7 protein-coding genes are annotated in these 12,827 nt (G+C 69.7%); 3 read left to right on the plus strand and 4 right to left on the minus strand.

Features of this window, described 5'->3' with window-relative positions; translation table 11 throughout:
- Positions 1-20: 20 nt before the first annotated feature.
- Genes ABD161_RS08950 through ABD161_RS08960 form a run of 3 tightly spaced genes read right to left on the minus strand, consistent with a single transcriptional unit; the run spans position 21 to position 3,484 of the window.
- Positions 21-1,373: an aldehyde dehydrogenase family protein gene (locus tag ABD161_RS08950; RefSeq protein WP_344001677.1), complete on the minus strand. Its 1,353-nt coding sequence runs from the start codon at positions 1,371-1,373 to the stop codon at positions 21-23.
- A gap of 1 nt (position 1,374) precedes the next feature.
- Positions 1,375-2,136 carry a gamma-glutamyl-gamma-aminobutyrate hydrolase family protein gene (locus tag ABD161_RS08955; RefSeq protein WP_344001679.1) on the minus strand — a complete coding sequence of 254 codons (762 nt, stop codon included), beginning with the start codon at positions 2,134-2,136 and terminating at the stop codon, positions 1,375-1,377.
- Positions 2,117-3,484 carry a glutamine synthetase family protein gene (locus ABD161_RS08960; RefSeq protein ID WP_344001681.1) on the minus strand — a complete coding sequence of 456 codons (1,368 nt, stop codon included), beginning with the start codon at positions 3,482-3,484 and terminating at the stop codon, positions 2,117-2,119. Before ABD161_RS08960 ends, ABD161_RS08955 begins: the two co-directional genes overlap by 20 nt.
- A 238-nt stretch (positions 3,485-3,722) precedes the next feature.
- Here ABD161_RS08960 and ABD161_RS08965 point away from each other — a divergent pair, with 238 nt between their 5' ends.
- The 3 genes from ABD161_RS08965 (at position 3,723) to ABD161_RS08975 (ending at position 11,939) form a co-directional block, all read left to right on the plus strand.
- Positions 3,723-5,294 carry an amino acid permease gene (locus ABD161_RS08965; protein ID WP_344001683.1) on the plus strand — a complete coding sequence of 524 codons (1,572 nt, stop codon included), beginning with the start codon at positions 3,723-3,725 and terminating at the stop codon, positions 5,292-5,294.
- Between the two features lie 232 nt (positions 5,295-5,526).
- Positions 5,527-11,226: a pullulanase-type alpha-1,6-glucosidase gene (gene pulA / locus ABD161_RS08970; protein ID WP_344001685.1), complete on the plus strand. Its 5,700-nt coding sequence runs from the start codon at positions 5,527-5,529 to the stop codon at positions 11,224-11,226.
- Between the two features lie 221 nt (positions 11,227-11,447).
- Positions 11,448-11,939 carry an HIT family protein gene (locus ABD161_RS08975; protein WP_344001687.1) on the plus strand — a complete coding sequence of 164 codons (492 nt, stop codon included), beginning with the start codon at positions 11,448-11,450 and terminating at the stop codon, positions 11,937-11,939.
- On the opposite strand, the gene ABD161_RS08980 is transcribed toward ABD161_RS08975, so the two are convergent.
- Positions 11,929-12,826, minus strand: a protein-coding gene (locus ABD161_RS08980) for an IS5 family transposase (protein WP_344001689.1) whose coding sequence is annotated in 2 segments (ribosomal slippage) — positions 11,929-12,468 and positions 12,470-12,826 — 897 coding nt in all. Because the reading frame shifts where the segments join, the coding sequence is not laid out codon by codon here. The two genes, ABD161_RS08975 and ABD161_RS08980, sit on opposite strands and share 11 nt — an antisense overlap.
- Position 12,827: the final 1 nt, after the last annotated feature.

Consider the following 12,827-nt stretch of genomic DNA (forward strand, 5'->3'; position numbering starts at 1 on the left):
TGCGGGGCGGGGCGGGCGGTTCAGTCGACGGCGAGGAAGACGTTCTTGGTCTCGGTGAAGGCAAGCGGGGCGTCCGGGCCGAGCTCGCGCCCGAGGCCCGACTGCTTGAAGCCGCCGAAGGGGGTCGAGTAGCGGACGGATGAGTGCGAGTTGACCGAGAGATTCCCCGCTTCCACGGCACGGGAGACGCGGATCGCGCGGCCGACGTCACGGGTCCAGATCGAGCCGCTGAGGCCGTACTCGCTGCTGTTGGCGAACCGGATGGCGTCGTCCTCGTCATCGAAGGGGAAGACCGACACGACGGGGCCGAAGATCTCCTCGGTCGCGGCGCGGGAGTCGCGTGCGGGCGTCAGCACGGTCGGCGCGAACCAGAAGCCGGGCCCGTCCGGCGCTGCGCCCCGGAACGCGACGTCCGCGTCATCCGGCACGTACGAGGCGACCTTCTCGAGGTGCGGGCGCGAGACGAGCGGCCCCATCTCGGTCGCCTCGAGCGACGGATCGCCCACGGCGACACCCTGAACGGCGGGCTCGAGCAGTTCCATGAAGCGCTCGTAGACGCTGCGCTGCACAAGGATGCGGCTGCGTGCGCAGCAGTCCTGGCCCGCGTTCTCGAAGACGCCGTAGGGCGCGGTGGCCGCGGCCTTCTCGATGTCGGCATCGGCGAACACGATGTTCGCGCTCTTGCCGCCGAGCTCGAGGGTGACGCGCTTCACGCCGTCCGCCGCGCCGGCCATGATCCGCTTGCCCGTCGCGGTCGAGCCGGTGAAGGCGACCTTGCGGACGAGCGGATGCGTCACGAACCGCTCGCCGACGACGGATCCCTTGCCGGGCAGGATCTGCAGCAGGCCCTCGGGCAGCCCGGCCTCGAGGGCGAGCTCGCCGATCCGGATCGACGTGAGGGGCGTCCACTCCGCAGGCTTCAGGACGACGGCGTTGCCCGCCGCGAGCGCGGGCGCGAAGCCCCACGACGCGATCGTCATGGGGAAGTTCCACGGGGTGATGACCCCCACCACGCCGAGCGGCTCGTGGAAGGTCACGTCCAGCCCGCCGGCGACGGGGATCTGGTGGCCGAAGAGCCGCTCGGGTGAGGCGGAGTAGTACTCGAGCACGTCGCGCACGTGCCCGGCCTCCCAGCGTGCCTGGGCGATCGGATGGCCCGAGTTGCGCACCTCCAGCTGGGCCAGCTCCTCGACTGCGCCGTCGACCGCGTCGGCGAAGCGGCGCAGCAGGCGGGCGCGGTCGGCGGGGGCGAGGGCTGCCCAGCCGCGCTGGGCCTCGGCTGCGCGCTCGATCGCCGCGTCGGTCTGCTCGACCGTCGTGTGCGCGACAGTGGCGACGACGGTCTCGTCGGCGGGGTTCAGGATCTCCTGCATCTCAGTCCTTCCGGCGGTCGCGGTGGGCGCGGGCGGCGTCGACGACGCTCTGGAAGAGGCGGCGGTCATCGGGGTCCTCCTCGGGATGCCACTGCACCGCGAGGCCGTGGGTCGCCCCCTCGAGCTCGACCGCCTCGACGATGCCGTCGGCCGAGCGCGCCGTGGCGACCAGGCCCTCGCCGGGCCGGTCGATCGCCTGGTGGTGGTACACGGGCGCCTGGATCCGCTCGCCCACGAGTGTCGCGAGGCGCGAACCCTCGTCCACCTCCACCGCGACGCGGGCGAACACGCCGCGGCCGAGCTGATACCGCGCGTCGCCGACCAGGTCCGGCAGATGCTGGTGCAGGGTGCCGCCGCGCAACACGTTCAGCACCTGCATCCCGCGGCAGATGCCGAGGAACGGCAGGTCGAGCTCGAGCGCGCGCCCCAGCAGCGCGAACTCCCACTCGTCGCGCAGCGTCTGCGGTGCGTCGGTGCGCGGATGGGCCTCAGCCCCGTAGCGCGCGGGGTCGACGTCCGCGCCGCCCGCGACGATGAGCCCGTCCAGGCGCTCCAGCACGGCGTCGACCACGCCGGGCAGCGTGGGCTGAGGCGGCAGCAGCACCGGCACGCCGCCGGCCGCGATCACGCCGTCCATGTACACGCGCGGCAGGAACGACGCCTCGAGGTCCCAGACCCCGGTCTGGGCGCGCTGCAGGTAGGTCGTGACGCCGATCAGCGGCGGGGCCGCGGCCGGATCCGGATCAGAGACGCTCGAAGCCACGCACCCGCTCCCAGTCCGTCACGGCCGACTCGAACGCCCGCAGTTCGACGCGTGCGTTGTTGAGGTAGTGCTCCACCACGTTGTCGCCGAAGGCCTCGCGTGCCACCGCCGAGTCGGCGAACAGCGCGGCAGACTCGTGGAGGGTGGACGGGACCTGCGGCACATCCGCCTCGTACGCGTTCCCCGCGAACGGCTCGTCGAGGGCGAGGCCCTGGTCCACCCCGTGCAGGCCGGCGGCGATGATCGCCGCGACCGCGAGGTACTGGTTCACGTCGCCGCCGGGCACGCGGTTCTCGAAGCGCAGCCCCTGGCCGTGGCCGACGATGCGCAGGGCGCAGGTGCGGTTGTCGAGGCCCCAGGCGATCGCGGTCGGCGCGAAGGAGCCCGGCGCATAGCGCTTGTACGAGTTGATGTTCGGCGCTGAGAACAGCGTCAGCTCCCGCATCGCGGCGAGCTGCCCCGCGAGGAACGAGCGCATCAGGCCCGACATGCCGAGCGGATCCTCCCCGTCGGCGAACACCGCCCCGCCGTCGGTCGAGCGCAGGCTGAAGTGGATGTGGCAGCTGTTGCCCTCGCGCTCGTCGAACTTCGCCATGAAGGTCAGTGCCTTGCCGTGCTCGTCGGCGATCTCCTTCGCGCCGTTCTTGTAGATAGAGTGGTTGTCGCACGTCGCGAGCGCATCCGTGTAGCGGAACGCGATCTCCTGCTGTCCGAAGTTGCACTCGCCCTTGACGCCCTCGCAGTACATGCCGGCGGCGTCCATCGATCGCCGGATGTCGTGCAGCAGCGGCTCCATGCGCGTGGACGCGAGCAGGGCGTAGTCGACGTTGTAGTCGGTGGCGGGTGTCAGCCCCTGGTACCGCTTGCCCCACGCCTCGCGATACGTGTCCTCGAACACGATGAACTCGAGCTCGGTGCCCACGTACGGCACGAAACCGCGCTCGGCGAGGCGCTCGACCTGGCGCTGCAGGATGCGCCGGGGCGACTCCTCGACAGGCGAGCCGTCGAGCCACTGCAGGTCGGCCGTGACGAGCGCCGTCTTGTGCAGCCAGGGGGCAGCGCGCAGCGTCGACAGGTCGGGGACCATCGCCATGTCGCCGTAGCCGCGCTCCCAGCTCGAGATGGCGTACCCCGACACGGTGTTCATCTCGACGTCGACCGAGAGCAGGTAGTTGCAGCACTCGGCGCCGTGCTCCATGACGTCGTCGAGGAACAGGCGCGCGCTCACGCGCTTGCCGAGGAGGCGTCCCTGCATGTCGGTGAAGGCAACAATCACGGTGTCGATGGCGTCGGCGTCGATCGCGTCGCGCAACTGCTCGGGGGTCAGGAACCCGGTGGGTGGGGTCATCCGGAGCCTCCTCGTCTATTGGTGGGAGATGGCGACCATTGAACCACAGGCGGTGGCCCCGCGGAGGCCGGGTTCCTGCCGATGCGAACCCGTGTTTCGCTCGGGTAAAACCTGACCAGATCGCATTGGAAAGGCATAGCGTGCAGACCTTTCCCGGCCCTATAGTGCTGGCCACGCGGTGCCCCCGCCACCCGCGTCCGCGCGACCCCACGCGCTCAGCCGAAAGGAACCCGAACCCATGGCCAAGGACACGCTGAAGGTCTCCGGTGTCACGTACACGACCACCGGCGACGACTACTACGAGAAACGCCGGCTGAAGCGCAGCGCCGGCGTCTGGGGCCTGTGGGGCCTCGCGGTCGCGGCCGTCATCTCGGGTGACTTCTCGGGCTGGAATTTCGGCATCGACTTCGCGGGCTTCGGCGGCATGCTGATCGCCTTCGCGATCCTCGTCGTCATGTACTACGGCCTGATCTTCTCGATCGGCGAGATGGCGTCGGCCATGCCTCACACGGGCGGCGCCTACTCGTTCTCGCGTGCGGCCATGGGGCCGTGGGGTGGTCTGGTGACCGGTCTCGCGGAGACCATCGAGTACGTCGCGACGACCGCGGTGATCGTGTACTTCTCTGCCGGCTATGCGGACAGCGTGACGAGCAACCTCATGGGCTTCTCGCTTCCGCTGTGGGTCTGGTGGATCATCCTCTACGTCGTGTTCATCGGGATCAACGCGGCGGGCGCCGCCCTGTCGTTCAGGTTCGCGATCGTCGTGTCGATCATCTCGATCGCGATCCTGCTGGGATTCAGTGCCATGGCCCTGTTCTCGGGCCACTTCTCGTGGGACGCGCTCTGGGACATCCAGGCCGATCCTGGTCAGACGGCGTTCCTGCCGCACGGCGTGCTGCCGATCCTGTTCGCGCTGCCGTTCGCGATGTGGTTCTTCCTCGGGATCGAGGAGCTGCCGCTCGCCGCCGAAGAGGCGCACGATCCCGTGCGCGACATCCCGAGGGCCGGCCTGATCGCCCGCGCGACCCTGATCGTCACCGGCCTGCTCGTTCTGTTCCTCAACACGGGCGTCATCGGGTCCGAGGCCACATCTACGGCGGGGGAGCCGCTGCTCGACGGCTTCCGGGCGATCGTCGGCGAGGGAGCGGATGCACTCGTGGGCGTGTTCGCATTGCTGGCGCTGATCGGTCTGCTCGCCTCGTTGCAGGGCATCATGTTCGCCTACGGCCGCAACATGTACTCCCTTTCCCGCGCCGGCTACTACCCGCGCTTCCTCTCGCTGACGGGCAAGGCGCAGACGCCGTGGGTGGCGCTGATCGCGGGCGCCGTGATCGGATTCGTCGCGCTCATCGTGATCGACGTCCTCGCCGCGATCGATGAAGAGGGCGCCGGCGCGGTCGCGGGCGCGATCGTCCTGAACATCGCCGTCTGGGGCGCAGTGCTCGCCTACCTGATGCAGATGGTCGCCTTCGTCATCCTGCGACGGAAGTTCCCGAACGCGTCGCGTCCGTATCGCAGCCCGTGGAGTGTCCCCGGAGCCGTTGTGGCGGCCGTCATCGCGGCGCTGATCTTCGTGGGCTTCCTGCTCAACGCCACGTTCCAGCCGGCGATCATCGCGATCGTGGTCGTGTACGCGGTCATCCTGGTCGGCTTCGCGGTCTGGGGTCGCCACAACCTGGTGCTCTCGCCCGAGGAAGAGTACGCACTGTCGGGCGGGCTGCACGGCGACCCGCAGAAGGAGGGCTACGGCGGGGCGGTCGAGGAGGGCCTGCTCGCGACCGACGGCGTGGATCCGGATCCCGTGCGGTAGCGGGACGCGCGTCGAGGGCCGGGTAGGCGGGAGCCTGCCCGGCTCTCTCGCTGTCCAGCTGCAAGCGCTTGCGGCCCGAGATCCACATCGCGAGACGAACTGCCGCGGATCGCGGCGTGTCGCCCGGAATGAAGGATGTAACGACTGCAAGCGCTTGCAGGTTGTCGTCTCGAGTTGCTACGGTCACCGGGACCCCACCCCGGGTGGATCCCCGAGCATCGATGGAGATGACGTGTCGAAGACGACGCGCGCACGGCGACGTGCGCTGGCCCTGCTGACCATCCCGCTGTTCGCGCTCTCCGGAGCCGCTGTCGCCATCCAGCCGGCCGTCGCCGCCGACCGCACTGTCGCGCTCGTCGGCAGCCTGCAGTCGGAGCTCGGCTGCGCCGAGGACTGGCAGCCCGCCTGCGCCGCGACCGAGCTCGCGCCGACCGGGGCCGAGGGGGTGTACGCGGCCGAGTTCGAGGTTCCCGCCGGCACCTACGAGTACAAGGTCGCGCTGAACGACGCGTGGGACGAGTCGTACGGCCTGGACGGCGGCGGCGACAATATCCCGCTCACCGTTGCCGGACCCACCACCGTGCGGTTCATCTTCGACGACGGCCTCAAGCGCGTCGGGCTCGAACTCGTCGACGTGCCCGGCGGCTACACGGACGCCGACGCTGCGCTGGTCACGGCACCGGTGCGCCAGGCCGGCGCCGACGAGCGCTTCTACTTCGTGATGACCGACCGCTTCGCGAACGGCGACGCGTCGAACGACACCGGCGGCATCGAGGGTGACCGGATGGCGCACGGCTTCGACCCGGTCGACAAGGGCTTCTACCAGGGCGGCGACATCGCCGGCCTGCGCTCGCAGCTCGACTACATCGAGGGCCTCGGCACGACGGCGCTGTGGCTGACGCCGAGCTTCGCGAACCGCCCCGTGCAGGGGAGCGGCGCCGACGCGAGCGCCGGGTATCACGGCTACTGGATCACCGACTTCACCCGGATCGACCCGCACCTCGGCACCAACGAGGAGCTCGCGGCGCTGATCGATGAGGCCCACGCCCGCGGCATCAAGGTGTACTTCGACATCCTCACGAACCACACCGCGGACGTGATCGACTACGCCGAGAAGCAGTACGCGTATGTCGATCAGGCGACACGGCCGTACACCGATGCGCAGGGCGCCGCGTTCGATCCCGCCGACTTCGCGGGAGGCGACACGTTCCCCGCGCTGGACCCGGCGACATCCTTCGCCTACACGCCGGTCGTGACCGACACGGCGGCGAAGACCCCGGCGTGGCTCAACGACCCGACGCTGTACCACAACCGCGGTGACTCGACGTGGTCGGGGGAGTCGGTCACGCACGGCGACTTCTCGGGGCTCGATGACCTGATGACCGAGCACCCGACCGTCGTGAACGGCTTCGTCGAGGTGTACAAGGACTGGATCGACCTGGGGATCGACGGCTTCCGGATCGACACGGTCAAGCACGTGAACTTCGAGTTCTGGGAGCAGTGGTCGACCGAGGTGCTCGACTACGCCCACGGCCTCGGCAAGGACGACTTCTTCATGTTCGGCGAGGTGTACGACGCCGACCCGGCGAAGCTCTCGCCCTACGTCCGCGGCACCGACATGAACTCGGTGCTCGACTTCACCTTCCAGTCGGCCGCGACCGGCTTCGCCGCGGGCAACAGCGCGAAGAGCCTGCAGACCCTGTTCGCCGGAGACGACCGCTACACGACACCCGACAAGTCGGCCACGGCGCTGCCCACGTTCCTCGGCAACCACGACATGGGCCGCGTCGGCCACTTCCTGCTCAACACGGGCGAGGCCCTCGAACGGGATGAGCTCGCGCACGAGCTGATGTACCTCACACGCGGCCAGCCCGTCGTCTACTACGGCGACGAGCAGGGCTTCGCCGGCCTCGGCGGTGACAAGTCGGCGCGGCAGACGCTGTTCGCGACGCAGGTCGCCGAGTACGCGGATCAGCCCCTCGTGACGGGCGAGACCGCAGGATCGGTCGACCGCTACGCGACGGACGCGCCGCTCTACGGCCACATCGCGACGCTGGCGCAGCTGCGCGAGGCGCATCCTGCCCTTGCAACGGGGGCCCAGATCGAGCGGCACGTGACCGACGGCGCCGGCGTGTACGCCTTCTCGCGCGTCGACCGGGACGAGAAGGTCGAGTACCTCGTCGCCGTCAACAACGCCGAGGAGGCGCGCGAGGTGACGGTGCCGACGCTGACCGTGGGCGCCACCTTCGCGCCGCTGTACGGTGCCGACGCGGCGATCTCGAGCGACGCCGATGCCGCGACGACGGTCACCGTTCCCGCGCTGAGCGCCGTCGTCTACCGCGCCGACCGCGCCGTGACGGCGGATGCCGCCGCACCGGCCGTGGCGATCACGGTGCCGGCCGCCGGCGCGGGACTCGAGGGCCAGGCCGCCGTCTCCGCCGACGTCGAGGGCGACCGCTGGATCGAGACGACCTTCGCCTGGCGCGTCGCCGGCGAGACCGAGTGGACGCACCTGGGCACGGCCGAGGACACCGACCCGCGGGTCTACCACGACGTGGCGGGCCTCGCTCGCGGCACCGTCGTCGAATACCGGGCGGTCGTCACCGACGCCGCCGGTCAGCGATCCGCCGCCTCCACGTTCGCGTCGGTCGGCAACGCCGTGACGCTCGCCGAGTCGGAGGAGCCCGAGACGCCGATCAGCATGGTCACCGTGCCCGGCAGTCACAACTCCGAGCTGGGCTGCGCCGGCGACTGGGATCCGGCCTGCGCGGCGGCCGAGCTCACGCTCCGCCCCGACGGGATCTACGAGGGAACCTTCGAGCTGCCCGCGGGCGACTACGAGTACAAGGTCGCGATCGACGGCAGCTGGGCGATCAACTACGGCCAGGGCGGCGCACGCGACGGCGCGAACTTCTCGTTCACGCACGCCGGCGGATCCATCACCTTCCTGTTCGACCCGCGCTCGAACGTCGTCCAGTCGACGGCCGAGGGTCCCATCGTCACCGTGCCCGGCAGCTTCCAGGACGAGCTCGGCTGCCCCGGTGACTGGGCGCCCGACTGTCTCGCCTCGCTCCTCTCGGACGGCGACCGCGACGGCGTGTACGAGCTGACGACCGACGCCGTCCCCGACGGCAGCTACGCGGCGAAGGTCGCGCACGGCCGCAGCTGGACCGAGAACTACGGCGCCGATGGCGCGCGCGACGGTGCGGACATCCCGTTCACGGTCGCCGACGGCGTGCCGGTGAGCTTCCGCTACACGATCGCCGACCACCGGCTCGAGATCACGGCGGCGGCCCCGCCCCTCGCCGGTACCGGCGAGGAGCGCGCCCACTGGATCGACACCGAGACCATCGCCTGGCCTGCAGACCTCGGTCAGCCCGAGGGCGCGCAGTACGCGCTTCACACGTCGGAGGACGCCGGGCTCGCGCTCGAGGGCGGCGCCGTCACCGGCGGCGACGAGATCGCGCTGACCCCGATCGAGGGAGGCCTCACCGAGAAGCAGCGGGAGCGGTTCCCGGCGCTGGCCGAGCACTTGGCCCTTCGCATCGAGGGACAGGATGCCGCGGCGTTGCTGCGCGGGCAGCTCGCCGTGTCGCAGCGCGCGTCCGACGGCACCGTCACCGCCTTCACGGGCGTCCAGATCCCGGGCGTGCTCGACGACCTCTACGCCGAGGCGCTGGAGGACATCGAGCTCGGGGTGACGTTCGAGAAGAAGGCGCCGACGTTCCGCGTGTGGGCCCCGACGGCGCAGACCGTGACGCTGCTCACGTGGGACGCGGGCGCCGAGGGCGATCCCGTCCGTCACGAGGCGCGCCTCGACGAGCAGTCGGGCGTCTGGGAGGTGCGCGGCGGCCGCGACCTGACGGGCGACGAATACGCCTGGGAGGTGCGCGTCTTCGCGCCGAGCACGGGTCAGATCGAGACGAACGTCGTGACGGACCCGTACTCGGTCGCTCTCACGACCAACTCGACGCGGTCGGTCGCGATCGACCTCGCCGACAAGGCGCTGCAGCCGAAGCAGTGGCGGAAGGCTGAGGCGCCGGACGTCGAGCAGGACGTGGATCGCGCGATCTACGAGCTGCACATCCGCGACTTCTCGATCTCGGACGAGTCGGTTCCCGCCGACCTGCGGGGCACGTACTCCGCGTTCACGCGGGACAGCGACGGCACCCGCCAGCTGCGACAGCTCTCGGACGCCGGCATCACGACCGTCCACCTGCTGCCGTCGTTCGACATCGCGACGATCGAGGAGGACCGCTCGGCGCAGGCGACCCCCGACTGCGACCTCGCGGCACTTCCGCCGGCATCGGAGGAGCAGCAGGCCTGCGTCGGCGCGGTCGCCGGCCAGGACGGCTTCAACTGGGGCTACGACCCGTACCACTACACGGTGCCGGAGGGCTCGTACGCCGTCGACCCCGAGGGCGGGGCGCGCGTGGCCGAGTTCCGCTCGATGGTCGGGGCCCTCCACGACATGGGGCTGGAGGTCGTGCTCGACCAGGTGTTCAACCACACCGCGCAGTCGGGTCAGGGTGAGAAGTCGGTGCTCGACCGGCTCGTTCCCGGCTACTACCACCGCCTCAACGCGGCGGGCGACGTCGAGAAGTCGACGTGCTGCGAGAACGTGGCGACCGAGCACGCCGCCGCGCAGAAGCTTATGGTCGACTCGGTCGTCACCTGGGCGCGCGACTACAAGGTCGACGGCTTCCGCTTCGACCTGATGGGGCACCACTCGACAGCGAACATGAAGGCGGTGCGCGACGCGCTCGACGAGCTCACCGAGAAGCGCGACGGCGTGGACGGGAAGTCGGTCTACCTCTACGGGGAGGGATGGGACTTCGGCGAGGTGGCCGGTGACGCCCTGTTCGAGCAGGCGAAGCAGGGGAACCTCGGCGGCACGGGCATCGGCTCGTTCAACGACCGGCTGCGCGACGCCGTGCACGGCGGCAGCCCGGTCGACTCGTCGAGCACGTACCGCCAGGGCTTCGGCACCGGGCTCGGAACCGACCCGAATGGGGACCCGATCAACGGCACCACCGAGCAGGCGCTCGCCGACCTCGGGCACGAGACGGATCTCGTCAAGCTCGGGCTCGCGGGAAACCTCGCGCACTACGAGCTGCTCGGGTCGGACGGCGAGGTCCACCGCGGCGACGAGCTCGACTACCGCGGAGCCAAGGCCGGCTACGCCGACGAGCCGTCCGAGATCGTGAACTACGTCGACGCCCACGACAACGAGACGCTGTACGACCTGTCGGTGCTGAAGCTGCCGGTCGACACGTCGATGGCCGACCGGGTGCGCATGAACACGCTGTCGCTCGCGACCGTGACGCTGTCGCAGTCGGTGTCGTTCTGGCACGCGGGCACCGAGCTGCTGCGTTCGAAGTCGCTAGACCGCAACAGCTACGACTCCGGCGACTGGTTCAACCGGATCGACTGGGACGGTGAGGAGTCGACCTTCGGCTCGGGCCTGCCTCCTGAAGCCGACAACGGCGAGAAGTGGGGCCTCATGGCGCCGCTGCTCGAGAACCCCGCCCTCAAGCCCTCGGCGAGCGACATCAAAACGGCCGAGGCCGCGGCGCTCGACCTGCTCGAGGTGCGCTCCGAGGTCGACCTGCTGACCCTCGGATCGGCGGACCGGATCGAGCAGAAGGTCTCGTTCCCCAAGACCGACGCCGCCGGGACCATCGCGATGGTGGTGGATGACCGCAAGGGCCGCGACGCCGACCGCAAGCTGGATGGCGCGCTGGTGTTCTTCAACGCCTCGCCCGAGCCGGTCACGCAGAAGGTCGCGGGGCTTGAGGGCCGGTCGTTCGCGCTGACGCCGGCGCAGGCGAAGGGGGTCGACCCGGTCGTGAAGGAGACGACGTGGGATGCGGCGACCGGCACCATCACGATCCCGGCCCGCACCGTCGCCGTGCTCGTCGAGCGGGGCTGAGGCGCGGGTTTGTCCCCGAGTTGCCGCTTTGATCCGGCAGTTCGGGGACACGGCGCGGGTTCTGTCCCCGAGTTGCCGCTTTGATCCGGCAGTTCGGGGACACGGCGCGGGTTCTGTCCCCGAGTTGTCGCTGTGGTCCGGCAGCTCGGGGACACCGGCTCAGGGCTAGAGCGTGTCTCCTTATGACTCGCGAGCGCGTGGGCGTTGAGTAGGTTGGATCCGTGGATTGGCGTGAAGACCGCATCGGAGCGGCACATCGTGGCGAGAATCCGACCGTACTGGCCGAGCTTGCTGGCGGCTTCGCGGTCATCGGGGATGCGCAGTTCCTGCCGGGGTACTGCGTGCTCCTCGGGAAGGATCCATCAGTGACGGCCCTCGCTGAGATGCCGCGAGCCGATCGTGTGCAGTTCCTCGCTGATGCCGATCTGCTTGCCACGGCTGTCGAGCGCGCATGCCGTGCGATCGATCCAGAGTTTCGACGGGTGAACCTTGACGTGCTGGGCAACGCGGACGCGTTCGTCCATGCCCACATCTGGCCACGGTACGAGTGGGAGCCGCCGTCGTTGGTGACCCGTCCGGTGTGGCTCTACGAGCCCGAGCGGTGGCGAGACCCGCAGACCGCGCTCGGCGCCGAACACGCGGAACTGCGCGAACGCATCACGACTGAGCTCGGCGTTTTGGCCAACGAAGACACGGTGCGCATCAGCGGATGATGCCGGTCAAGTGGCGACTCCACGCGATGACGGCGTTGAGGACGACCGCGGCGCGGTAGACGATTGCGAGCTTGTCGTACCGCGTGGCGAGCCCTCGCCATTGCTTCAACCGGCAAAAGCCGCGCTCGATCACATTCCGATTCTTGTAGTCGGCAGCGTCGTAGGCGACGGGTCTACCGCCGCGGGAACCTCGCCGCTGTCGGTGGCCCTGCTGGTCGCGCGGTTCCGGAATGACGGCCTTGATCCCGCGGCCCCGAAGGTGCGCCCGGATCGCTCGGGACGAGTACGCCTTGTCGCCGCGGATTCGGTCTGGGCGGGTGCGTGGCCTGCCTACGGGCCGTGCAACACGTAGTTCGGCCAACAGTGGCAGGAGCATCGGGGAGTCGCCGGCCTGTCCGGGCGTGACCACAGTCATTAGAGGTAGCCCGCGGCCGTCTACGAGCTGATGCACTTTTGTGGAGAGGCCGCCGCGGGATCGGCCGAACCCGTGATCAGGCGGCTCGAGCCCGATCTTCGTGTAGTTCGACGGTTCCCCCTGTGGTGCGGGTGATGTTCGTCGCGTGCTGATGCGCCCTGACGATCGTGGAGTCCACCGACAGCGACCAGTCCACCGCGCCCGCCTGGTCGGCTTGCGCGGTCAGCGCGGAAAGCACCCTGTCCCAGGACCCGTCGCCAGCCATCCGACGATGCCACTTCCACACTGTCTGCCACGGCCCGAACACGTCCGGCAGGTCACGCCACGCGATTCCAGTCCGGTACCGGTAGACGATGCCTTCGACCATCGTTCGTGCGTCCGAGAACGGCCGCCCCGCGCGCCCTGTCCGCACCGGCAGAAACGGACCGATCAACGCCCACTGGTCATTCGACAACAACTTGAACCGCGACACG

This window comes from Microbacterium paludicola, from assembly GCF_039529675.1.
In the GTDB taxonomy this organism is placed as follows: Bacteria; Actinomycetota; Actinomycetes; order Actinomycetales; family Microbacteriaceae; genus Microbacterium; species Microbacterium paludicola.

Coding starts and splice junctions, on each gene's coding strand:
- ABD161_RS08960 (WP_344001681.1), bottom strand. CDS start 3,484: ATGACCCCACCCACCGGGTTCCTGACCCCCGAGCAGTTGCGCGACGCG.
- ABD161_RS08965 (WP_344001683.1), top strand. CDS start 3,723: ATGGCCAAGGACACGCTGAAGGTCTCCGGTGTCACGTACACGACCACC.
- ABD161_RS08950 (WP_344001677.1), bottom strand. CDS start 1,373: ATGCAGGAGATCCTGAACCCCGCCGACGAGACCGTCGTCGCCACTGTC.